Origin of the sequence: Paraburkholderia sp. EG304, assembly GCF_046543485.1 — a bacterium.
GTDB lineage: Bacteria > Pseudomonadota > Gammaproteobacteria > Burkholderiales > Burkholderiaceae > Paraburkholderia > Paraburkholderia youngii.
This window is the reverse complement of record NZ_JBKGUA010000001.1, coordinates 177919-201532: the sequence shown is the minus strand read 5'-3', so window position 1 is coordinate 201532 and position 23614 is coordinate 177919. Positions and strand designations below refer to the sequence as shown.

At 63.6% G+C, this 23614-nt stretch carries 22 protein-coding genes; 5 read left to right on the top strand and 17 right to left on the bottom strand.

Features of this window, described 5'->3' with window-relative positions; genetic code table 11:
* The first annotated feature begins 98 nt into the window (after positions 1-98).
* Both lysS and ACLFKU_RS00945 read left to right on the top strand, forming a co-directional pair.
* Complete coding sequence (gene lysS, locus ACLFKU_RS00950) at positions 99-1625, top strand: lysine--tRNA ligase (RefSeq protein WP_368586046.1); 1527 nt, start codon at positions 99-101, stop codon at positions 1623-1625.
* A gap of 348 nt (positions 1626-1973) precedes the next feature.
* Positions 1974-2723, top strand: coding sequence for a glycine zipper 2TM domain-containing protein (locus tag ACLFKU_RS00945; protein WP_368586045.1), 750 nt, complete (start codon positions 1974-1976; stop codon positions 2721-2723).
* A 112-nt stretch (positions 2724-2835) separates the two neighbouring features.
* Here ACLFKU_RS00945 and iscX read toward each other — a convergent pair whose 3' ends face one another.
* The 10 genes from iscX to ACLFKU_RS00895 all read right to left on the bottom strand — a co-directional run bounded on the left by iscX (position 2836) and on the right by ACLFKU_RS00895 (position 10067).
* Positions 2836-3033, bottom strand: a complete 198-nt coding sequence (gene iscX, locus ACLFKU_RS00940; protein ID WP_008922031.1) for a Fe-S cluster assembly protein IscX — start codon at positions 3031-3033, stop codon at positions 2836-2838.
* A gap of 15 nt (positions 3034-3048) precedes the next feature.
* Positions 3049-3390 (bottom strand): ISC system 2Fe-2S type ferredoxin, encoded by a 342-nt coding sequence (gene fdx / locus ACLFKU_RS00935; protein WP_013089813.1) that lies wholly within the window; start codon positions 3388-3390, stop codon positions 3049-3051.
* 146 nt (positions 3391-3536) lie between these two features.
* A complete protein-coding gene (gene hscA / locus ACLFKU_RS00930; protein WP_410847892.1) occupies positions 3537-5408 on the bottom strand; it encodes a Fe-S protein assembly chaperone HscA in 1872 nt (623 codons plus the stop codon).
* Between the two features lie 177 nt (positions 5409-5585).
* On the bottom strand, positions 5586-6113 hold the full coding sequence (hscB, locus tag ACLFKU_RS00925; RefSeq protein ID WP_368586762.1) for a Fe-S protein assembly co-chaperone HscB: 528 nt from the start codon (positions 6111-6113) through the stop codon (positions 5586-5588).
* Positions 6114-6251: 138 nt separating this feature from the next.
* Positions 6252-6575, bottom strand: a complete 324-nt coding sequence (gene iscA / locus ACLFKU_RS00920) for an iron-sulfur cluster assembly protein IscA (protein WP_129959361.1) — start codon at positions 6573-6575, stop codon at positions 6252-6254.
* 79 nt (positions 6576-6654) lie between these two features.
* A complete protein-coding gene (gene iscU / locus ACLFKU_RS00915; RefSeq protein WP_013089817.1) occupies positions 6655-7068 on the bottom strand; it encodes a Fe-S cluster assembly scaffold IscU in 414 nt (137 codons plus the stop codon).
* 72 nt (positions 7069-7140) lie between these two features.
* Positions 7141-8364, bottom strand: coding sequence for an IscS subfamily cysteine desulfurase (locus ACLFKU_RS00910; RefSeq protein WP_368586761.1), 1224 nt, complete (start codon positions 8362-8364; stop codon positions 7141-7143).
* 84 nt (positions 8365-8448) lie between these two features.
* Positions 8449-8979: a Fe-S cluster assembly transcriptional regulator IscR gene (gene iscR / locus ACLFKU_RS00905; RefSeq protein ID WP_013089819.1), complete on the bottom strand. Its 531-nt coding sequence runs from the start codon at positions 8977-8979 to the stop codon at positions 8449-8451.
* A gap of 197 nt (positions 8980-9176) precedes the next feature.
* On the bottom strand, positions 9177-9674 hold the full coding sequence (locus ACLFKU_RS00900) for a low molecular weight protein-tyrosine-phosphatase (protein WP_410847891.1): 498 nt from the start codon (positions 9672-9674) through the stop codon (positions 9177-9179).
* 153 nt (positions 9675-9827) lie between these two features.
* Complete coding sequence (locus ACLFKU_RS00895; protein WP_410847890.1) at positions 9828-10067, bottom strand: hypothetical protein; 240 nt, start codon at positions 10065-10067, stop codon at positions 9828-9830.
* A 275-nt stretch (positions 10068-10342) separates the two neighbouring features.
* Between ACLFKU_RS00895 and ACLFKU_RS00890 the strand changes: the two genes are divergently transcribed.
* A complete protein-coding gene (locus ACLFKU_RS00890; RefSeq protein ID WP_410847889.1) occupies positions 10343-10843 on the top strand; it encodes a hypothetical protein in 501 nt (166 codons plus the stop codon).
* A gap of 90 nt (positions 10844-10933) precedes the next feature.
* Here ACLFKU_RS00890 and ACLFKU_RS00885 read toward each other — a convergent pair whose 3' ends face one another.
* Positions 10934-12349: a lactate utilization protein B gene (locus tag ACLFKU_RS00885; protein ID WP_410847888.1), complete on the bottom strand. Its 1416-nt coding sequence runs from the start codon at positions 12347-12349 to the stop codon at positions 10934-10936.
* Between the two features lie 111 nt (positions 12350-12460).
* Positions 12461-13183 carry a (Fe-S)-binding protein gene (locus tag ACLFKU_RS00880; RefSeq protein WP_368586756.1) on the bottom strand — a complete coding sequence of 241 codons (723 nt, stop codon included), beginning with the start codon at positions 13181-13183 and terminating at the stop codon, positions 12461-12463.
* A 180-nt stretch (positions 13184-13363) separates the two neighbouring features.
* Here ACLFKU_RS00880 and ACLFKU_RS00875 point away from each other — a divergent pair, with 180 nt between their 5' ends.
* Entirely contained in the window at positions 13364-14188 is an 825-nt protein-coding gene (locus ACLFKU_RS00875; protein ID WP_176126472.1) for an IclR family transcriptional regulator, read from the top strand.
* Positions 14189-14318: 130 nt separating this feature from the next.
* Here the strand turns inward: ACLFKU_RS00875 and pbpG are convergent, their stop codons facing one another.
* On the bottom strand, positions 14319-15533 hold the full coding sequence (pbpG, locus tag ACLFKU_RS00870) for a D-alanyl-D-alanine endopeptidase (protein ID WP_410847887.1): 1215 nt from the start codon (positions 15531-15533) through the stop codon (positions 14319-14321).
* Positions 15534-16313: 780 nt separating this feature from the next.
* Here pbpG and ACLFKU_RS00865 point away from each other — a divergent pair.
* Positions 16314-16889, top strand: a complete 576-nt coding sequence (locus ACLFKU_RS00865) for a phasin family protein (RefSeq protein ID WP_013089827.1) — start codon at positions 16314-16316, stop codon at positions 16887-16889.
* Here the strand turns inward: ACLFKU_RS00865 and ACLFKU_RS00860 are convergent.
* The 4 genes from ACLFKU_RS00860 to aceE all read right to left on the bottom strand — a co-directional run bounded on the left by ACLFKU_RS00860 (position 16886) and on the right by aceE (position 23559).
* Complete coding sequence (locus ACLFKU_RS00860; protein ID WP_368586754.1) at positions 16886-17131, bottom strand: hypothetical protein; 246 nt, start codon at positions 17129-17131, stop codon at positions 16886-16888. The genes ACLFKU_RS00865 and ACLFKU_RS00860 overlap by 4 nt on opposite strands.
* 82 nt (positions 17132-17213) lie before the next feature.
* Positions 17214-18986 (bottom strand): dihydrolipoyl dehydrogenase, encoded by a 1773-nt coding sequence (gene lpdA, locus ACLFKU_RS00855; protein WP_410847886.1) that lies wholly within the window; start codon positions 18984-18986, stop codon positions 17214-17216.
* A gap of 131 nt (positions 18987-19117) precedes the next feature.
* Entirely contained in the window at positions 19118-20770 is a 1653-nt protein-coding gene (gene aceF, locus ACLFKU_RS00850) for a dihydrolipoyllysine-residue acetyltransferase (RefSeq protein ID WP_410847885.1), read from the bottom strand.
* Between the two features lie 83 nt (positions 20771-20853).
* Entirely contained in the window at positions 20854-23559 is a 2706-nt protein-coding gene (gene aceE, locus ACLFKU_RS00845) for a pyruvate dehydrogenase (acetyl-transferring), homodimeric type (protein WP_368586751.1), read from the bottom strand.
* Positions 23560-23614 lie beyond the last annotated feature (55 nt).

Below are 23614 nucleotides of genomic sequence, written 5' to 3'. Positions count from 1 at the left end.
CGCTTGCCTCGTTTTCCAGTACCGCCTGAGGTTTTTACACTGACTGGCTTCCCGCTTTGCGGCGCACGCCGCGGCGGGCCACCGAATACCAAATCATCATGACTGAACCGACCCAGCCGACTGTCGTGCCCGAAGTGGACGACAACAAGATCATCGCCGAGCGCCGCGAAAAGCTGCGCGAGCTGCGCGAGCAAGGCGTCGCCTATCCGAACGATTTCCGTCCCACGCACCACGCCGAAGATCTGCAGTCGCAGTACGAGCACGCCGACAAGGAAGCACTCGAAGCGAATCCGCTCGAAGTCGCGATCGCCGGCCGCATGATGCTCAAACGCGTGATGGGCAAAGCAAGCTTCGCGACCGTGCGCGACGGCTCGGGTCAGATCCAGTTCTTCATCACGCCGGCCGACGTCGGTCAGGAAACCTACGACGCGTTCAAGAAGTGGGACATGGGCGACATCGTCGCCGCGCGCGGCGTGCTGTTCCGCACCAACAAGGGCGAGCTGTCGGTGCGCTGCACGGAGTTGCGTCTGCTGTCGAAGTCGCTGCGTCCGCTGCCGGATAAATTCCACGGTCTCGCCGACCAGGAAATGAAGTACCGCCAGCGCTACGTCGATCTGATCGTCACGCCGGAAACGCGCCGCACGTTCGTCGCGCGTACGAAGGCAATTTCGTCGATCCGCAAGTACATGGCCGACGCGAACTTCATGGAAGTCGAAACGCCGATGCTGCACCCGATTCCGGGCGGCGCGGCGGCCAAGCCGTTCTCGACGCACCACAACGCGCTCGACATGCAGATGTTCCTGCGCATCGCGCCGGAGCTGTATCTGAAGCGTCTGGTGGTGGGCGGCTTCGAGCGCGTGTTCGAGATCAATCGTAATTTCCGCAACGAGGGCGTGTCCGTGCGCCACAACCCGGAATTCACGATGATCGAGTTCTACGCGGCCTACACCGATTACAAGTGGCTGATGGACTTCACCGAGCAGCTGATCCGCCAGGCCGCGATCGATGCGCTCGGCACGGCCACCATCACCTATCAGGGCCGTGAGCTCGATCTGTCGAAGCCGTTCCATCGCCTCACGATCACGCAGGCGATCCAGAAATACGCGCCGCAATACACGAACGAGCAGCTCACCGACAGCACGTTCCTGCGCGCCGAACTGAAGAAGTTCGGCGTCGATGCCTCGCAGCCGCAGTTCCTAAACGCGGGCATTGGCTCGCTGCAACTGGCGCTGTTCGAGGAGACCGCCGAGTCGCAACTGTGGGAGCCGACCTACATCATCGACTATCCGATCGAAGTGTCGCCGCTCGCGCGTGCGTCGGACAAGGTGGAAGGCATCACCGAGCGCTTCGAGCTATTCATCACCGGCCGCGAAATCGCCAACGGCTTCTCCGAGCTGAACGATCCGGAAGATCAGGCCGCGCGCTTCAAGAAGCAGGTCGACCAGAAGGACGCCGGCGACGAGGAGGCGATGTTCTACGACGCGGACTACATCCGTGCGCTCGAATACGGCATGCCGCCGGCGGGCGGCTGCGGTATCGGCATCGACCGTCTGGTGATGATGCTGACCGATAGCCCGAGCATCCGCGACGTGATTCTGTTCCCGCATCTGCGTCGCGAAGACTGAGCGACGCAGAGCGCGAGTAGTCGCTGCGTTTCGCGTGCAATGTGATGGTTTTGACGAACGCCCGGTCGATACCGGGCGTTTTCTTTGTGCGCGCGTTTTCGCTTGGCGGGACCGATTTCTGCTAAGGGACGTTTTGTAACCGGCGGTAAAAGCTGCTCCAGTGCGCGCAAGTCGCCGTGGTCGCAAGGGCCTGAAAAGCTTGCTGACACAAAGGCGCGCCGCGTAGAGGCCACCGTCCTCCGGCCAAGGCCGCCATCGAGCCGGTTACAAATAGAAACGCTGCCCGGATCGAATTGCCCGACACTGAATCTCACAAGGAGTCGGCTCTGTCAGAAACGGAGGCCCCACATGGACACCCCTACTCATCAACCCACGCAGCCACGTCGTCTTCATCCGTTGATCGCGGTCGCCGCCGGCGCGGTGCTCGTCGCGAGTCTCGTCGCTACCGCGGCAATCACCGGCGTGTTCCCGAAGGCGTCGGGCAACGGCGCACAAAACGATCAGACACAGGCCGCGCAGGTCAGCACGCAAGTGCCGGGCGTCGTCGATTCGGCCGCACCGGTCAACCCAACCGCGCAACAGCAGCAGGGTCAGGCTCAGCAAGCGGCGCAGCCCGCTCCAGCCGCGCTCCCCGCTCCGGCGCAGCAACAGCAATACGCGCAGCAGCAACAGGCGCAGGCCGCACCGCAGTCGCAGTACGCGCAACAACCCGGGCCGCAAGCAGCGCCCCAGTACGCGCAGCAGCCGGCGCCGCAAGCCGCTCATTGCTCGACTTGCGGTACCGTCGTCGCGATCTCGGCGGTTCGTCATGAAGGACATGGCACCGGTATTGGCGCGGTCGGCGGCGCGGTGGCCGGTGGCGTCGTCGGCAACCAGTTCGGGGCCGGCGGCGGGCGTACCGCGATGACGCTGCTCGGCGCGCTCGGCGGCGGGCTCGCCGGCAACTCGGTCGAAAAACATCTGCGCAGCACGACGTCGTATTCGGTGCGCGTGCACATGGAAGACGGCAAGACGCGCTACTTCACCTATCACGAGGCGCCGCCGTTTCACGACGGCGAGCGCGTGCGCGTGCAGAACGGCGGCCTCGTCGCCGACTGACATCGGCTGCCTCACTCACGCGCTCCATTCTCGTCAACGCAGCCAAGAAAAAAGGCGATTCCATCGGAATCGCCTTTTCTTTGTAGTTCGATGAATCGGTTCGAACGCGCGTTCAATAATCCGCGTCTTCGATCCACGCCGCCTGAATCGCTTCGAGAATCTTTTCGCTGGAGCGGTTCGGATCGTCGTCGAAGCCTTCGAGCTCCATCACCCAGCGATGCAGGTCGGTGAAACGCACCTGCTGCGGATCGACATCCTGATGCTTGTCGGTCAGAGCCATCGCGATTTCTTGCGTATCGGTCCACTTCATGGCGGCGCCCTCCTGTTAGTGGTTTTCCTTCGCGTGATTGATCGAGTAACGCGGAATTTCGACGACCAGATCCTGCTCGTCCGGCATGATCGCCTGGCACGACAGGCGCGAAGCCGGTTCGAGCCCCCATGCCTTGTCCAACAGATCGTCCTCGTCTTCCTCGGACGGCGTCAAGGCGGCGAAACCCTCACGCACGATCACGTGACAGGTCGTGCATGCGCACGACTTCTCGCACGCATGCTCGATTTCGATACCGTTATCGAGCAGGTTGTCGCAGATGCTCTTGCCGGGAACGGCGTCGATCACCGCGCCTTCCGGGCACAGTTCGACGTGAGGCAGCACAACGATTTGAGGCATACAGTTTCCGTTTGGGTCTGAGGCACAGCGGCTGCCAGCAATGCCGCGTGCAGGCTCCGTACCATTTTACTGGCGCCGCGCGGACTTTTTAAGTCCACGCGGCGCGCTCCGGTGATTGGTGCGACGTTCGCAGTTCGTTCGCCCGTTCAGATCTCGTCGAGCTTGCGGCCCGACAGCGCGCGGCGAATCCCCTTGTTCATGCGGCGCGCGGCGAACTCGTCGGTGCCTTCGGCGAGCGCCTTCGTCGCGGCTTCGATCGCGCCGACGTCTTCGCCCGACGCGACATTGCGCAGCGCGGCGAGCAGCGTGTCGAGTTCGGCGCGTTCGCCGTCGTCGAGCAGTTCGGCGTCGGCGGCGAGCGCCGCGTCGGTCGCTTCGACGAGACGCTGCGCTTCGACCTGCGCCTCGCGCAGAGCGCGCGCGCGCATATCGACTTCAGCGGTCGAAAAGCTGTCTTCCAGCATGCGCGCGATGTCGTCGTCGGCAAGGCCATACGAAGGCTTCACGACGACCGACCCCTCCACGCCCGACGCGAGTTCGCGCGCGAACACGGACAGCAGGCCGTCGGCGTCGACCTGATAGGTCACGCGAATGCGCGCGGCGCCCGCGGCCATCGGCGGAATGCCGCGCAGCTCGAAGCGCGCGAGCGACCGGCAATCGCTGACGAGCTCGCGCTCGCCTTGCACGACGTGAATCGCCATCGCGGTCTGGCCGTCCTTGAAGGTCGTGAAATCCTGTGCGTGCGCGACCGGAATCGTCGAGTTGCGCGGAATGATCTTCTCGGTGAGACCGCCCATCGTCTCGACGCCAAGTGACAGCGGAATCACGTCGAGCAGCAGCCACTCGTCGCCTTCCGCGCCGCGGTTGCCAGCGAGCAGATCGGCCTGGATTGCCGCGCCGAGCGCGACGACCTGATCCGGATCGAGATTGACGAGCGGCGGCTGGCCGAAGAACGCCTCGACCGCGCGGCGGATCACCGGCATGCGCGTCGCGCCGCCGACCAGCACGACGCCCTTGATGTCCTTCGTGGTGACCTTCGCGTCGCGCAGCGCCTTCTTCGTCGGACCCAGCGTGCGTTGCACCAGCTCGGCCGTGATGGTCTCGAAAGTGGCTTCGTCGATCGTCAGATCGAGCGCGGTGCCGTTGGCAAGCGTGAGCTTGAGGTCAGCCTTCGGCGCGCTCGACAACGCCTCCTTGGCCTCGCGCACGCTATCGAGCAGCAGGCGCACGTCGTGCGGTGCGAGCGTCTGCGGAGCGATGCCGGCCTGTTCGAGCACATGGCGGTACAGCGCATGATCGAAGTCGTCGCCGCCGAGCGCGGAATCGCCGCCCGCCGCCAGCACTTCGAACACGCCCTTGGTGAGCTTCAGGATCGACAGGTCGAAGGTACCGCCGCCGAGGTCGTAGACCGCGTACAGACCTTCGGCGCCGTTGTCGAGACCGTAGGCGATCGCGGCCGCGGTCGGTTCGTTCAGCAGCCGCAGCACGTTCAGCCCCGCGAGGCGCGCAGCGTCTTTCGTCGCCTGGCGCTGCGCTTCGTCGAAGTAAGCGGGCACCGTGATCACCGCGCCGACCAGTTCGTCGCCGAGCGTGTCTTCGGCGCGCTGGCGCAGCGTCGCGAGAATTTCAGCCGATACTTCCACCGGGCTCTTCACGCCGTCGACGGTGCGGATCTGCACCATGCCGGGTGCGTCGATGAAGTCGTACGGCGCGTTTTCGGCGCCTTCCACCTCGGCCTTGCCGCGGCCCATGAAGCGCTTGACCGACACGATCGTATTGCGCGGGTCGCTGGCGGCCTCGGCCTTCGCCCGGCGGCCGATGCGACGGCCGCCCTGTTCCAGGTAGCGCACCACCGACGGCAGCAGCACGTGCCCGTCTTCGTCGGGCAGCACATCGGGCACGCCGCTGCGCACGGCGGCGACGAGGGAGTTGGTGGTGCCGAGATCGATACCGACCGCGAGACGCCGCTGGTGAGGCGCCGGCGCCATGCCGGGTTCGGAGATTTGCAGTAAGGCCATCTGGATCTTCTCGGGGACGTTTTGCCCCGTCCTGAATGTTCGCGTTGCTGGGGGTGATGCCACGGCTCGCGGCCGGGTTTTTGTTTGTCGCTTGCTACATCGCTGCCTGCTGGTGCTGCTTCGGCGTGGTGCTGCTTGCCTGCGCCGCGCTCTTTGCCCGCGTCGCACGAAACCGCGCTAGCCTTCGAGCCGCTCGATCTGCGCGTCGATTTCCGACGCGACGCGCTCGATGAACATCATCTGCCGCACCGCCTCGGCCGCCGCCTGATTCGCACCGCTGTCGAGCGATGCGCCGAGCTTGTCCAAGCGCTGGCGTTCCTCGTCGCGCAACTCCGTGAGCAGCGCGTCGAGCGCGTCGACGTTCTTCGCCGCTGCCGCATCCTCGATGTTCTCGCGCCACTCCATTTGCTGCATCAGGAACGCGGGCTCCATCGCCGTGTTGTTCTCCGCGCCGACGTTGATGCCGCGCAGCGACAGCAGATAGGTCGCGCGCTTGAGCGGATCGCGCAGCGTCTGATACGCCTCGTTCGCGCGCGTCGCCCATTGCATCGCGATGCGCTTTTGCGCATCGCCGGCCGCCGCGAAGCGATCCGGATGCACCTGCGCCTGCACCGTGCGGTACGCGTGATCGAGCGTGCTCGCGTCGAGCGCGAATTGCGCCGGCAGACCAAACAGATCGAAGTGGCTGTCGTTCAGCGATGCCATCGGATTAAAGTCCGTTGATGAAAACCTGGTGGGGAAACGTTGGGCCGTGTCAGGCGTGAGCGCTTCGCACGCGTGCGGATCAAACTAAAAAGGCGGCCCGCGCCGCCTTTGATCCGCCGCACGCGGAAAGTAACGAATCTAGACGCGGAACGACTCGCCGCAGCCGCATTCGTCTTTCACGTTCGGGTTGTTGAACTTGAAGCCTTCGTTCAGCCCTTCGCGCGCGAAGTCGAGCTCCGTGCCATCGATATACGCGAGACTCTTCGGGTCGACGACGACCTTCACGCCGCCTGTCTCGAACACCTGATCTTCCGGCGCGAGTTCGTCCACGTACTCGAGCTTGTAGGCGAGGCCCGAGCAACCGGTGGTGCGCACGCCGACGCGCAACCCGATGCCTTTACCACGGCGGGTCAGATACTTCTGGACGTGCTGTGCTGCCTTTTCGGTCAACGTAATTGCCATAACGTTTCTCAGTTGCCGGAGTGCGCGGCGCGTATTCGCGCCCCGCTCACCGGTTGCTTCGTTCTTACCTTGTTGCCGCTCAGGCGGCCTTGCCGTCTTCGGCAACCGCCGCTTCGCCGTGGCGCTGCTTGTAGTCGGCGACCGCTGCCTTGATCGCGTCTTCCGCGAGAATCGAGCAATGGATCTTCACCGGCGGCAGTGCCAGTTCTTCGGCGATCTGCGTGTTCTTGATCGACATGGCCTGGTCGAGCGTCTTGCCCTTCACCCATTCGGTGACGAGCGAGCTCGACGCGATGGCCGAGCCGCAGCCGTAGGTCTTGAACTTCGCGTCTTCGATAATGCCGTCCGCACCAACGCGGATCTGCAGCTTCATCACGTCGCCGCAGGCCGGCGCGCCGACCATGCCGGTACCGACCGTATCGTCGTCCTTGGCGAAGGAACCGACGTTGCGCGGGTTTTCGTAGTGGTCGAGGACCTTGTCGCTATAAGCCATGATTACACTCCTTGATTCGTTTCAACCTGCAATCCGATGAACGTTCGACGTCGATTTCGTTCCGCGGGCGCGTTAGTGCGCGGCCCACTGGATGGTCGACAGATCGATGCCGTCCTTGTGCATTTCCCACAGCGGCGACAAATCGCGCAGCTTGGAAATCTTCGTCTTCAGCAGGTTGATCACGTAGTCGATTTCCTGCTCGGTCGTGAAGCGTCCCACCGTGAAGCGGATCGAGCTGTGCGCCAGTTCGTCGTTGCGGCCAAGTGCGCGCAGCACGTACGACGGCTCCAGCGACGCCGACGTGCACGCCGAGCCCGACGACACCGCGACGTCCTTCACCGCCATGATCAGCGATTCGCCTTCGACGAAATTGAAGCTGATGTTCAGGTTGTGCGGCACACGCTTTTCCATGTCGCCGTTCACATATACTTCCTCGATTTCCGACAAGCCTTTGAGCAAACGGTCACGCAGCATGCGGATGCGCTCGTTTTCGGTCGCCATCTCTTCACGCGCGATACGGAACGCTTCGCCCATGCCGACGATCTGGTGCGTGGCGAGCGTGCCCGAACGCATACCGCGCTCGTGGCCGCCGCCGTGCATCTGCGCCTCGATACGGATACGCGGCTTGCGACGCACGTACAGCGCGCCGATGCCCTTCGGGCCGTAGGTCTTGTGCGCCGAGAACGACATCAGGTCGACCTTCAGCTTCTGCAGATCGATCTGGATCTTGCCGGTGGCCTGCGCCGCGTCGACGTGGAAAATGATGCCCTTTTCACGCGTGATCTCGCCGATCGCCTCGATGTCCTGGATCACGCCGATCTCGTTGTTGACCGACATTACCGACACCAGAATCGTGTCCGGGCGCAGCGCCGCCTTGAATGCGTCGAGGTCGATCAGACCGTCGTCCTTGACATCGAGATACGTAACTTCGAAGCCTTCGCGCTCGAGCTCCCGGGTCGTGTCGAGCACGGCCTTGTGCTCGGTCTTCACCGTGACGATGTGCTTGCCCTTGCTCTTGTAGAAGTGCGCGGCACCTTTCAGAGCGAGGTTGTCCGACTCCGTCGCACCCGAGGTCCAGATGATTTCGCGCGGATCGGCATTCACGAGTGCGGCGACTTGCTCGCGCGCTTCCTCGACCGCGCGCTCGGCCGTCCAGCCATAAGAGTGGCTTCGCGACGCGGGGTTGCCGAACTGCTCGCGCAGATACGGAATCATCTTGTCCACCACACGCGGATCGATCGGCGTCGTGGCGCTGTAGTCCATGTAGATGGGCAGATGGAGAGAGTCGTTGTTCATCAATTGCTCCGGGGACGTCATGTGCTCTGGCTTCTGGATTCGATATGGGGCTGCGGCGGAAGATTTCCTATTGCGCGCCGCGCTTCACGATCCGGCCATGTTGAAAACGGAATTGGGACCCTTGGGCGCCACGCGGACGGGTTCGACCGCCGGCGCGTCGCTGCGCCTGTCGCGCAGCACCGCCGGCGCGCCTTCGCGCGAACGCTGCTGGTCGACCAGATCCTTCAGCGAGACCGAATCGAGGTATTCGACCATTTTCTGGTTCAGCGTCGACCACAGCTCGTGCGTCATGCAGTGGCCATCGTGCTGCTTGGTGCCTTCGCACGTGCCCTTGCCGCCGCACTGGGTGGCGTCGAGCGGCTCGTCGACCGCGATGATGATGTCGGCCACCGTCACCTCTTCGGCACGGCGCGCGAGATTGTAGCCACCGCCGGGTCCGCGCACGGACTCGACGATTTCATGACGGCGCAGCTTGCCAAACAGCTGCTCGAGATACGACAGGGAGATGTGTTGGCGCTGGCTGATGCCCGCAAGCGTCACCGGGCCCTGCTCCTGGCGCAACGCCAGGTCGATCATCGCCGTGACGGCGAAACGGCCTTTCGTGGTGAGTCTCATATGATGTGGGAACCGCAATTCTCGACAAGTTTGGTCAAGTATAAATACATGACCGATTTAGTCAAGTATGGGCGGTAAATTTTGTGTCAGCTGCTTAATTGATTGCCCTACTTCGGCGCCAGGCCGCACGCGTGACGTTCCCGACATGTCCGCGTTTGTCCGCACGCGTGCATCGCCCGGGTTGTTCGCCCCGATACCTACGCGAGCAATTGCGGGCGCAGCGCGGCGATCAGCCCGCGGCAAGCTGCTTCGCACTGATCGAGCACCAACTCGAAGCCTTCCGCGCCACCGAAATACGGGTCGACGACCTCTCGCGCGCCGCTCCAGCGCCCATCCGACTCCGGCACGAACTCCATCAGCAGACGGATCTTGTCGCGCTGAGCGGGCGGGCAAATCTGACGCAACGCGGCGACGTTGCGGTCGTCCATGGCAATCAGCAGATCGAAGCGCTCGAAGTCCGCGACCGTGATCTGGCGGCCGCGCAGCGCGTCGAGCGTATAGCCGCGCTGGCGCGCCGCGTGTTGCGCGCGTTCGTCGGGCGGCGCGCCGATGTGCCAATCGCCAGTGCCGGCCGAATCGATCAGAATGCGGTCCGGGAGCTTCGCCTCGTCGACCAGATGACGCATCACGCCCTCCGCCGTCGGTGAACGGCAGATATTCCCGAGGCAAACGAAACAGATGGACACAGTTTTCATCAGGGATTCTTCGACGCTCCAGGCGCCGCGCGTGAGGTCTCAGCCAGTCAGCGGACTGCGCCGCGATTATACAAACCTCGACGGATTCGCGCCGGGTGTGGTACAGCCGCGCACGCGCAGCGGGCTTCGTACCGCCACAGTTCGCCGTCCTGCTTACGATGCCTCGGCCAACGGGGTCGCCGCGGCGGCAGGCAACGGTTTGGCCGGCAGTGCCGACGCGGTGTCGATCATGCCGTACGACACGGCGCGTGCGAGTTCGGCGGTCAGATGGTTGGCGTCGAGCGGCATCTGCGAAGCGCGCGAAGAGGTATGGCCGTTGACGTGCTGATACGCGAGCACCGCGAGCGATACAACGATGGCCAGAGGCCAGTACACCGATATTGTCTTTTTCATGATGTGTTTTCCAATTAGGGGCGCATGAGCTTTTGGCGCACTATGCCCAGCCGAAATCCTATAGGAATTCACAATCAGGAAAAACCCGCGCGCGCGGGATAGATCGTTGCTCGAAATGGAACAGTCAATTGAGAGCGCTGCGAGGAGCGACTGGGCACCGCTGGCACGAAAAAGAAGACCTTACAAACTCATACAAAACCGGCGCGACGGAAAGCGATAATGATGGTCTTATTCTTACATCGACATTTCTTTGCACTTGCAACTGGTCCTACAAAATGAAACGCATTGCACCTCTCGCTGGTCTCGTGGCCGCCGCGCTGGTCGGCGGCTGCGCGGTCTATCCGGACGGCACGCCGATGTATGGCAACGGCTACGGCGCCTATAGCGGCTATGACGGTTACGCGCCGGGCGCCGCGGTCGTGCCGCAAACCAATGTGTACCTCGGCTACAGCGATTACGGTCCTGGACGCTACTACGGCCCGCCGCCGGGCCCGGGCTTTCGCGGTCATCCAGGCGACAACGACTGGCACCACGGAAATCACGGCGACGATCGGGGCAACAATGGTGGCGGTCCTGGACAGCCGCACGGCGGGCCACCGCCGCAGGGCGCAGCGGGCGGTCCGCACGGCCCCAGCGGCGCCAATGGCGGCCCGCGCCCCGGCGCAGGTGGCCCGCCGCCGTCCCAGCCGCAGCCGCAAGCAGGCAACGGCGGTCGGGGCAACGACTGGGCGCGAAATCCGCCCGCCCGTCACCCGGGGCAACCGACGGAACATTGAGGACCGTCCGGCGCTGAGCTAGTCTCGCCCACGCCCACGGTGATGGCAGCGTGAGCTCGCAGCCGTCAAACCACTCCCGCTGCCGCCGGCTCAGCCAAGATGGCTGCGCTGCGCGGCATACAACTCCCGGAACGTACGACCCACCGGCGCTGGCATGTCGCGCGTATCGGTCCAGCCCGCGCCCCCCAGCGGCAGCTTTGCAATCGACCGATTGCGCCCACCCAGGCGCTCCAGCACCCGCACGGCGAGTTTCGTGAAGAGCGCATAGGCATCGGGATGCAGCGCGAGCCAACCCCACAGCGCCAACCCGGCGCGCTCCTTCCAAGGCCGCAGGTGGCGCTCCATCTGCTTTTCGCGCAGCTTGCGCAACAGATCGGACAACGGGATACCGACCGGGCACACGCTATTGCATTCGCCGCACAACGTTGCTGCTTGCGGCAAATCGAGCGCCTTGTCGATGCCGACATAGCTCGGCGTCAGCACCGAGCCCATCGGCCCCGGATACACCCACCCATACGCATGGCCGCCGACCTTCTGATACACCGGGCAATGATTCATGCACGCGCCGCAGCGGATGCAGCGGAGCATCTCCTGAAAGTCTCCGCCGATCAGCCCAGTTCGGCCACCGTCGACGAGCACCACGTACATATGCTCGGGCCCGTCCTGATCTCCCGCGCCTCGCGGCCCGGTCAGCACCGAAAAATAGTTCGAGGTGGCCTGCCCGGTTGCCGAGCGCGGCAGCAGGCGCATCGCGGTCGCGAGATCCTCGAGCGTCGGCAGAACCTTTTCGATGCCGGTGACAGCGACGTGCACGCGCGGCATCACCGTGCACATGCCCTCGTTGCCCTCGTTGGTCACGATCACCACCGAGCCCGTTTCCGCGATGACGAAATTGCCGCCCGTCACGCCCATGTCCGCGCTCAGAAAGTGCGGCCGCAGCATCTCGCGCGCCTCGCGCGTCATGTCGGGAATCTCGGTGAGCCGCGGCCGACCGTGGGTCTTCGCGAACAGATCGGCGATCTCGTCTTTATCCTTGTGAACCACCGGCGCGATGATGTGGCTCGGCGGCTCGTTGTCGTTGATCTGCAGGATGTATTCGCCTAGATCTGTTTCGATCGACTGCACGCCCATCTGCCCGAGCACTTCGTTCAGGCGCATTTCCTCGGTGACCATCGACTTCGTCTTGATCACCTTCTTCACGTCGTGCCTGCGGGCGATGTCGCCGACGAGCCGTGCGGCCTCCTGCGTGGTCTCGGCGAACAGCACCGTCACGCCGCGCCTAGTCGCCTCGCGCTCGAAGGTTTCGAGCCACACGTCGAGATTCTCGAGCGCGCGATTGCGACGCTCCTTGAGCGCCGCGCGGGTCGCCGGAAAGTCGATCGCGGTGATCGCGCTCGCGCGCGCCGACACGAACTTCGTGGACAGCTTGGTCAGGTTCTGCTGCAGGCGCTGGTCGGCGAGTTTCTGACCGGCGCGAGCCTTGAACTGCATCGATTGGACTTGCATGGCGGCCCTGATGAGATCGGATTGAAACGCGCGGCGTATCCGCGCGCGACGCAATGCGTGAAAGACGAGAGACACGCGACGCGACCAATGGCCGGGTTCGCCGCGCGGGGCTTACACGTCGCCGGCCAGCACCTGCGCGATGTGCAGCACGCGCGTCGTGGAGTCGCCCTGACGGCGCAGCCGCCCTTCGATATTCAACATGCAGCCGAGGTCGCCGAGCACGACCGTACCGGCGCCGCTCGCCGCGATGTTGGCGCACTTTTCATCGACGATCGCGGTCGAGATATCGCCGTACTTGACCGCGAACGTGCCGCCGAAGCCGCAGCAATGTTCGCAGTCCTTCATCTCGGTGACCGAGACGCCGACCTGCGCGAGAAGTTCGCGCGGCTGCGCCTTGACGCCCAGTTCCCGCAAGCCCGAACATGAGTCGTGATAAGTCACCTGTCCTGGGAACTCGCAGGGTTGCAGCTGCACCTTTGCGACATTGACGAGGAAGTCCGTCAGTTCGAACACCTTGCCGCGCAGGCGGCCGAAACGGTTCATCAGTTCGGGATCGTCGCGGAACAGGTCACCGTAGTGCGCGCGGATCATGCCGCCGCACGAGCCCGACGGCACCACCAGGTAGTCGAACTGTTCGAACTCGCGCAGCGTTTTCTCGGCGAGTTCGCGCGCGAGCCGGCGGTCTCCGGAGTTGTAGGCGGGTTGCCCGCAACAGGTTTGCGCAGGCGGCACCACGACCTCGAAACCGGCGCCTTCGATCAGCTTGATGACCGAAAAACCGATCTCGGGACGCATCAGGTCGATCAGGCACGTGACGAACAATCCGACTCGCATGAGCCCTCCTTTCGGGGAAACGTCCCTGATTATCCGCTGTTTGCCGGTGCAATACCAACGGCCGGAAGTCATAGGAAGCACGCACCGTCGGATTGGAAGCGCGCCTCGAAGCGCGTTCGCTTTTTTCACAATACGAGATACAATCAGTTTTCGCTGTTTGATGCATCCACCGATTCTCATATGAGCGATACGAACCCGGATCCCAAAACCTCGATCCAGGTGATCGAACGCATGATGCGCCTGCTCGACGCACTGGCGGCACATAGCGACCCGGTCAGCCTGAAAGAACTGGCCCTCCGCACGGAGTTGCACCCCTCCACCGCGCACCGCATCCTGAACGATATGGTGATGTGCCGGCTGGTCGACCGTTCGGACCCCGGCACCTACCGTCTCGGCATGCGCCTGCTCGAACTCGGCAATCTCGTCAAGGCGCGCCTGTCCGTGCGCGACGCGGCGCTTACGCCGATGCGCGAGCTGCACCGTCAGACCGGGCAGACCGTGAACCTGTCGGTGCGTCAGGGCGACGAAATCGTGTATATCGAACGCGCGTATTCGGAGCGCTCTGGCATGCAGGTGGTGCGGGCGATCGGCGGGCGTGCGCCGCTCCATCTGACTTCGGTCGGCAAGCTGTTTCTCGCCGCCGACGAAGCCACCCGCGTGCGGGCCTATGCGACCCGCACCGGTCTGTCGGGCCACACGCAGAACAGCATCACCGATCTCGCGAAACTCGAGCGCGAGTTGTCGCACGTGCGCCAGCAGGCCTGCGCGCGCGACAACGAGGAACTGGAGTTGGGCGTGCGCTGCATCGCCGCCGGCATTTACGACGATACGGGCAAGCTGGTCGCGGGGCTGTCGCTGTCGGCGCCGGCCGATCGCTTGCAGGATTCGTGGCTCGGGCAGTTGAGCCAGACCGCGTTGATGATTTCGGAGTCGCTAGGGTACCGGCCGCAGGCGCAGCAGGATCATTCGCACGGCTCGCACAGTTCACACGGCCAGCATTCGTAGGCCGCACGCGCAGCGGCCGTTTGGCCGCCGTTGCACCCTTGCGCTCGCTCTCTTCGACGCCAATGAAAAAAGCCTCGCATCCGCGAGGCTTTTTCTTTGCGATAACCGCAGCCGGCAAATCGTTCCGGCTTCAGGTACCGGGACCGCCGGCATCCGCGCTCGTGATACGCGCCTGGTCGCCGCCGTTGTCGAGCCATGTACGCAGACGCGTCGCGTCCGCGAAACGCGAGTACTTGCCCGACGAATCGAGCAGCACCAGGATCATCGGCCGGCCGTGGATGGTCGCCTGCATCACGAGACACTCGCCCGCTTCGTTGATGAAGCCGGTCTTCTGCAGACCGATGTCCCACGTCGGGTTGCGCACCAGCGCGTTCGTGCTGTTATACGCGAGCGTGCGCTTGCCGGTGTACACCTCGTAGCTGTGATCGGTCGAGAACTTGCGGATCAACGGGTACTGATACGCCGCGTTGACCATCTTCACCAGATCGCGCGCGCTCGACACGTTCATGCTCGTCAGACCGGTCGGGTTCTCGAAGTGCGTGTCGTTCATGCCGAGTTGCCTGGCCTTCGCGTTCATCGCCGCCAGGAACGCCGGGCGGCCGCCCGGGTAGTAGCGCGACAACGCCGCCGCCGCGCGGTTTTCCGACGCCATCAGCGCGATGTGCAGCATGTCTTCTCGCGATAGCACCGAGCCCACCGCCAAACGCGAACCGGTGTTCTTCTCGTAGTCGCGGTCTTCGTCGGTGACTTCGATCTGGTCGGTCATCGGCTCTTTCGAATCGAGCACCACCATCGCGGTCATCAGCTTGCTGATCGACGCGATCGGCACCACGGCACGCGAGTTCTTGTCGAACAGCGTCTCGCCGCTGTTCTGGTCGACTACGTAGGCGACGCTCGAGCGCAGCATCAGCACGTCCGGTGTCTCGTGCAAACCAAACGCCTGGCCGACGCTCGGTTGGCGCGGCTCGTACGCGACGCGTCGCATCACCGAATGGTGTCGGCCGTTCACCGCGAACGTCACACGCTTGCGTTTGACGTTCGCGCGCGGCGCATCTTCGTCGGCGGCAGCGGCTTTCACGGCCTCGCCCTTGCCGGCTTTCGCTGCCTCAGCCTTGCCGGCTTTCGCCGCACGGCTCGACACTTTTTCAGGGGCGGCCGCTTGCGCCGGCTTTTTGGCGGTTTTTGCGTGTTTGGAAGTTTTTGCGGATGCAGCAGACGTAGCTGCAAAAGTGCTGACAGGCGTAGCGAACGCCGCTGTGACGGCCAGCGAGACGGCCACCGATAGAGCGGTGCTGCGCGCCGCGCCGTGGAGCGCCTTTAGCGACGAAAACATGTCGGTTTTCATGGGTGTTCGATAGGGAGCGGCGAGAGGTTTCCGCAAGTGTAGTAAAGCAACGAAAAATTAGCAATTTGAAGCACTTATACGCGGTCCTTAAACCGGCTTGTCAGCTCCGATCGCGAAAACACAAATAAGTGCCGCGCCTCGATCGAAAAAACGATCGTCGCCAGCAAGCCTCGCCATTGCTGCCGCCCAGCCCAACCGAGCAGATCCTTGCAGGATAACGGCAATTTTGAGACAACCTTGATCCGGGGAAATACTGTCAGAGCGCCGGCGCACACTACTGCGCCGCGCCATGCGGGCGTTGCGAGCGTGCGACAGACTTTTAAGTGTCTAACGAAAGTCGCTAACGCGCGTTCGACTGCCTTCGTTCTTTAACGTTCCTTGTCATCGGGTGGTTTACATCGAATCGATGATGATTGGTTTTTTCAGGGACAAAGCGCTGCGATGCTACGCGTGTCGAGCCCGCAAAAAGGTTTTGACAGGGAAAAATAATTTCCAGACTGCCTGTTGAGCGGGTCGTTTATCTCGCACCAGCAGGTGCAAGGACCCAGTCGTTCCGCCTCATATTAATGACATGCCTACTGCATAACCTGTTGTTTTATCGGCGCTTTCTTAACATTGTGCGACGCACAAAAAACGCTTGACATTCTTTGTGACCATCCTAAAATGGGAACCATTGCTGCGATGCACAATACATCGCAGTCCTGGCAGACGATCAATCGGCGTCTTGCCACCCACCCAATGCGGTCCGCACAGACCGGCCGCGATCCAGGAGCGTAAACCATGACTCTGCTGACCCCTGAGCAATTCGCCGCAGCCCAGAAAGCCAACTTCGAAACCCTGTTCGGCCTGACGACCAAAGCATTTGAAGGCGTCGAAAAGCTGGTTGAGCTGAACCTGCAAGTTGTGAAGTCGACGCTCGCCGAAAGCCAGGAAAATGCCCAACGCGCGCTGTCCGTGAAGGACGCGCAGGAACTGCTGGCACTGCAAGCAAGCCTTGCACAGCCGGTCGCCGAAAAGGCGCTGTCGTATGGCCGCCACGTGTACGAAATCGTTTCGGCAACGCAAGGTGAATTCACCCGCGTCGCGGAAGCACAATTCGAAGAGCAAAACCGCAAGGTTCAGGCGCTCGTCGAAAACGTCGCCAAGAACGCACCGGCTGGTTCGGAAACCGCTGTCGCCGTGATGAAGTCGGCCATCACCGCGGCCAACACCACGTACGAAACGGTCCACAAGGCAACCCGCCAGGCTGTCGAAATCGCCGAAAGCAACTTCAATGCAGCTGCAACGGCTGCTTCGAAGGCAGCTTCGCAAGCCGCTGCACAAGCATCGCGCGCTGCCGCCAAGAAGGCAGTCTAAGCTTCACGCATCAACACGCCAGGCTTTAAATACCTGGCGTCGTCGTCTTTCACGCCGGCCCAGCCTTCGCGCTGCGCCGGCGTTATCGCAAGCAACAGCGTCGTGCCGTTGCCGCTTATACGGTTTGATGGGCCGAACGCTCCGATACGTTGCAATGACGTATCGTTTGCCCGGCCGCCAAGCCGGGATTTTTTTGCCCGCCTACCGGGCGCCAGGAAAACAGAAACGGCGCGCTCCGACATGGAGCGCGCCGTTTTTCTTTGCGCCACAGCTTGACCCGCTTCGCCGGGCCCGCATGTCGCGATGCAGGCCCGGCGCACCGCCTTACTTCTTCTTGACGGGCGGCAGATCGGTACAGACGCCTTCATACAACTCGGCCGCCATGCCGATCGATTCGCCGAGCGTCGGATGCGGATGGATCGTCTTGCCGATATCCGTGGCGTCCGCGCCCATCTCGATCGCGAGACAGACCTCGCTGATCAGGTCGCCCGCGTTCAGACCGACGATACCGCCGCCGATCACGCGATGCGTCTCCTCATCGAACAGCAGCTTCGTGAAGCCTTCGTCGCGGCCGTTGGCGATCGCGCGGCCCGACGCGGCCCACGGAAACACCGCCTTGCCGAACTTGATGCCTTCGGCTTTCAGCTGGTCTTCCGTCTTGCCGGCCCATGCCACTTCCGGATCGGTGTAAGCCACCGACGGAATCTGCATCGCGTCGAAATACGCCTTCTCGCCATGCGCGGCTTCCGCCGCCACGTGGCCTTCGTGCACGGCCTTGTGCGCGAGCATCGGCTGACCGACGATATCGCCGATCGCGAAGATGTGCGGCACGTTCGTGCGCTGCTGCTTGTCGACTTCGATGAAGCCGCGATCGGTCACCGCGACCCCGGCCTTTTCCGCGCCGATCCGCTTGCCGTTCGGCGAGCGGCCCACGGCCACCAGCACGAGGTCATAGCGTTGCGGCTCGGCCGGCGCCTTCTCGCCCTCGAACGACACGTAAATACCGTCGTCCTTCGCTTCGGCCGCGACGGTCTTGGTCTTCAGCATCACGTTCGCGAAACGCTTGCTGTTGTACTTCTCCCAGACCTTGACCAGATCGCGGTCCGCGCCGGTCATCAGGCCTTCGAGCATTTCGACGACGTCGATCTGCGCGCCGAGCGTCGAGTACACGGTCGCCATTTCGAGACCGATGATGCCGCCGCCGATCACGAGCATGCGCTGCGGAATCTGGCGCAGTTCGAGCGCGCCCGTCGAATCGACGACCCGCGGGTCTTCCGGAATGAACGGCAGCTTCACCGCTTCCGAGCCCGCGGCGATGATCGCCTGCTTGAACTTGACGACCTTCTTGCCGCCCTCGGTCTGCACTTCCATGTGGTTCGGATCGACGAACGCGCCGGTGCCCGTCACCACTTCGACTTTGCGCATCTTGGCCATGCCCGCGAGACCGCCGGTCAGCTTCTTGACCACGCCGGATTTGAAATCGCGCAGCTTGTCGAGGTCGATCTGCGGCTTGCCGAACGTGATGCCGTGCGACGCGAGATCTTCCGCTTCGTCGATGACGAGCGCGGTGTGCAGCAGCGCCTTCGACGGGATACAGCCGACGTTCAGACACACGCCGCCGAGCGTCGGATAACGCTCGACCAGCACGGTCTTCATACCGAGGTCGGCGGAGCGGAACGCGGCGGAATAGCCGCCGGGGCCCGAACCGAGCACGAGCATGTCGCACTCGATGTCCGCGCTGCCCGCATAGCTGCCGGCCTGCGGCGCCGGTGCGGCGGCCTTCGGCGCGGCAGGCGCCGGTGCGGGCGCCGCCTTTTCCGGTTCCTTCGCCGCGGGCGCGGCCGCAGCCGCGCCGCCCGCCGCTGCCTCTACGAGAGCGATCACCGTGCCCTGCGAAACCTTGTCGCCCGGCTTGATGCGCACTTCCTTGACGGTGCCGGCGGTGTCGCTCGGCACTTCCATCGACGCCTTGTCGGATTCGAGCGTCAGCAGCGACTGCTCCTGCTCGATGACGTCACCCGCCTTGATGTTGACTTCGATGACGTCGACGTCCTTGAAGTCACCGATGTCCGGCACTTTTACTTCGACGAGACTCATGGTGTCCCCTTCTCTTATTGATCGATGATGAGCGGCGCGTTCGGCGCGCACGGCGCACGCGAACGCGCGGACGGCGCGACGCGGATCAGTTGGAACTACCCGCGCCCGCGCCGGCGGACCTCACCAGCCGGTCAAAGAATCACACGCCGGAAATCGGCAAGAATCGAACCGAGGTATGCGTTGAAGCGCGCGGCTTCCGCTCCGTCGATCACGCGATGGTCATACGACAGCGACAGCGGCATGGTCAGGCGCGGCTCGAACTGCTTGCCATCCCACACCGGCTTCATCGCGCTGCGCGACAGGCCGAGAATCGCGACTTCAGGCGCGTTGATGATCGGCGTGAAGTGCGTGCCGCCGATACCGCCCAGCGACGAGATCGAGAAGCAGCCACCTTGCATCTGGTCCGGCTTCAGCTTGCCTTCGCGCGCGGCCTTCGACAGGTCGGCCATTTCCTTCGCGATGTCGACGAGACCCTTCTTGTCCGCGTCGCGAATCACCGGAACGACGAGGCCGTTCGGCGTGTCCGCGGCAAAACCGATGTGGTAGTACTGCTTGAACACCAGGTTGTCGCCGTCGAGGCTCGCGTTGAAGGTCGGGAATTTCTTCAGGGCCGCCACGCAGGCCTTGATCACGAACGCGAGCATCGTGAACTTGACGCCCGCCTTTTCGTGTTCCTTGTTCAGCTTCACGCGCAGCGCTTCGAGCTCGGTGATGTCCGCTTCGTCGTTGTTCGTGACGTGCGGGATCATGACCCAGTTGCGATGCAGGTTCGCGCCCGAGATCTTCTTGATGCGCGACAGCGGCTTCGGATCGATCGGACCGAACTTCGTGAAGTCGACCTTCGGCCACGGCAGCAGATTCAGTTCGCCACCGCCGGCGGCCGGCGCGGCGGCTCCTGCCGGCGCCGCGCGCTGGCCGGTCATCACGCCCTTCACGAACGCGGTCACGTCGGCCTGCGTAATGCGGCCCTTCGGACCCGTGCCCTTCACCTGGCTCACGTCGACGCCGAGTTCGCGTGCGAACTTGCGCACCGACGGCGAAGCGTGGCTCGGATGACGCGTGCCGCCTTCGCCGGCCGGGATCAGGGGCGCCTGTGCAAGCGCGGACGGCGCGGCCGGTGCCGGGGTCGGCGTGGCCGGTGCGTCGGACGGCTTTTCGGCCGGCGCCTTCGCAGCCGGTGCCGGCGCGGGTGCCGGAGCAGCGCCGCCTTCCGCTTCGATCACGACGATGACCGAGCCTTCCGACACGGTATCGCCAACCTTGACCTTCACTTCCTTGACGACGCCGGCGGCCGAGCTCGGCACGTCCATCGTCGCCTTGTCGGATTCGAGCGTGACGAGCGACTGTTCCTTCTCGACGCGATCGCCGACCTTCACCGCGATCTCGATCACGGGAACGTCTTTGTAGTCGCCGATATCCGGCACCTTGATTTCCTGCACGCCGCCGCCTGCCGCCGCGGGCGCCGCGGCGGGAGTTGCCGCCGGCGCCGGTGCCGGTGCGGGCGCAGGAGCCGCCGCCGGCGCGGGCGCCGCGGCTGCCGCGTTGGCGCCTTCCAGCACGACGATGAGCGTGCCTTCGGACACCGCATCGCCGACCTTGACCTTCACTTCCTTGACGACGCCGTCAGCCGAGCTCGGCACGTCCATCGTCGCCTTGTCGGATTCCAGCGTAACGAGCGATTGCTCTTTTTCGACGGTGTCACCCGCCTTTACCAGCACCTCGATCACAGGGACGTCCTTGTAATCGCCGATGTCCGGCACCTTGACTTCGATCGCTTGACTCATTGTTAGTGTCTCCTGGGCCGCGCACGCCGCCTGCCCCTCGCGACGAGGAGCAGGCGCGTGCATCGTGGCACACGGGTGATGCCTTAGACGGTCATCGGGTTGGGTTTGGCGGGATCAAGGTTGTACTTCTTGAGCGCCTCGGCGACCACCTTGCGTTCGATCGTGCCTTCGTCTGCCAGCGCGTTGAGCGCGGCGACCGTGACCCAGTAGCGATCGACTTCGAAGAAGTGACGCAGCTTCTCGCGCGTGTCCGAACGGCCGTAGCCGTCGGTGCCCAGCACGACGAACTTCTGCGGCACGAACGCGCGGATCTGCTCGGTCAGCGCACGCACGTAGTCGGTCGATGCGATGACCGGACCCGGCGCGTCCTTCAGCAGCTTCTCGACGTGCGACAGCTTCTTCTCTTCGGTCGGGTGCAGCAGGTTCCAGCGCTGCACTTCGTGACCTTCGCGCGCGAGCTCGGTGAAGCTCGGCACGCTCCACAGGTCGGCGTTGACGCCCCAGTCGTTCTTCAGCAGGTCGGCCGCGGCGATCACTTCGTTGAAGATCGTGCCCGCGCCCATCAGCTGCACATGCGGCGCCTTCTTGTCGGCAGCGGTCTTGCTGAACGAGTACATGCCCTTGATGATGTCCTCGGCCACGCTTTCCAGCCCCGCGCCCTGCGGGATCGCCGGGTGCTCGTAGTTCTCGTTCATCACCGTGATGTAGTAATACACATCTTCCTGCTCGGCGACCATGCGGCGCAGACCGTCCTGCACGATGACCGCGAGTTCGTAGCCGAACGTCGGGTCGTAGCTGATGCAGTTCGGCACCGAAGCCGCCCACAGCAGCGAGTGGCCGTCTTCGTGTTGCAGACCTTCGCCGTTCAGGGTCGTGCGACCGGCCGTGCCGCCCAGCAGGAAGCCGCGCGAGCGCATGTCGCCCGCGGCCCATGCGAGGTCGCCGATGCGCTGGAAGCCGAACATCGAGTAGAAGATGTAGAACGGGATCATGATCTCGCCGTGCGTCGAGTACGACGTCGCGGCTGCGATCCAGTCGGCCATGCCGCCGGCTTCGTTGATGCCTTCCTGCAGGATCTGACCGGTTTCCGACTCACGGTAGAACATCAGCTGGTCGGAATCTTCCGGCACGTACTTCTGGCCGTCCTGATTCCAGATGCCGATCTGACGGAACAGACCTTCCATACCGAACGTACGCGACTCGTCCGGCACGATCGGCACGACGCGCTTGCCGAGCGCCTTGTCCTTCAGCAGGATGTTCAGGATCCGCACGAACGCCATCGTCGTGGAGATCTCGCGGCCTTCGCCCGTGCCTTTCAGGAGCGGCTCGAATGCCGACAGTTCCGGCACCGGCAGCGACTGGGCCTTCTGACGACGCGCCGGCAGATAACCGCCGAGGTCCATGCGCTTCTGGCGCATGTATTCGAGTTCCTTCGAGCCTTCCTCGAAGGTCAGGTACGGCACGTCGACGATCTGCTCGTCCGTGATCGGCAGACGGAACTGGTCGCGGAATTTCTTCAGCTGCTCCACCTGCATCTTCTTCTGCTGGTGGGTGATGTTCATCGCCTGGCCGGCTTCGCCCATCCCGTAGCCCTTGATCGTCTTCGCGAGGATGACGGTCGGCTGGCCCTTCGAATTGGTCGCTTCCGTGAACGCCGCGTAGATCTTGTGCGGATCATGGCCGCCGCGGTTCAGATTCCAGATGTCGTCGTCGGACCAGTCGGCGACCAGCGCCTTCAGTTCCGGCGTGTTGAAGAAGTGCTCGCGCACGAACGCGCCCGACTCCGACTTGTACGTCTGGTATTCGCCGTCGACGACTTCCATCATGCGGCGCATCAGCGCGCCCGACTTGTCGCGCGCGAAGAGGGCATCCCAGCGGCTGCCCCAGATGACCTTGATCACGTTCCAGCCGGCGCCGCGGAATTCGCTTTCTAGTTCCTGGATGATCTTGCCGTTGCCGCGCACAGGACCGTCGAGACGCTGCAGGTTGCAGTTGATCACGAACACGAGGTTGTCCAGCCGCTCGCGGCCGGCCATGCCGATCGCGCCGAGCGATTCCGGCTCGTCCGTTTCGCCGTCGCCGAGGAAGGCCCAGACCTTGCGGCCGTCGGTCTTCGCGATGCCGCGCGCCTGCAGGTACTTCATGAAGCGCGCCTGGTAGATCGCCATGATCGGGCCGAGGCCCATCGACACGGTCGGGAATTGCCAGAAGTCCGGCATCAGCCACGGGTGCGGATACGACGAGATGCCCTCGCCGCCGACTTCCTGGCGGAAGTTGTCGAGCTGCTTGTCGGTCAGGCGACCGAGCAGGAACGCGCGCGAGTAGACGCCCGGCGACGAGTGGCCTTGCACGAACACGAGGTCACCACCGTGCTCGGCCGACGGTGCGTGCCAGAAGTGGTTGTAGCCGACGTCGTACAGCGTGGCGGCCGACGCGAACGACGCGATGTGGCCGCCGACGTTGGTTTCCTTGCCCGCGCGCAGCACCATGGCCATCGCGTTCCAGCGGGTGTACGAGCGGATGCGGTGTTCGATGTCCTGGTCGCCGGGGTTCTTGGCCTGGCGCGCGACCGGAATCGTGTTGATGTAAGGCGTGTTGGCGGAGAACGGCAGATGTTCGCCGTGCACCCGTGCAAATTCGATCTGCTTTTCGATCAGGTAGTGGGCACGGTCAGGGCCAACAGCAGAAATCACGCCATCCAGCGCTTCCAGCCATTCGCCGGTTTCCTGGGGATCGTCGTCTTTCTCGGCGGCGACATATTTCATGACTTCGTCGGGTACAGCGGACATGCTCGTCTCCTGGGTATGGGGAACGCACTTTGAACAGATCACGCGGACGCAGGAT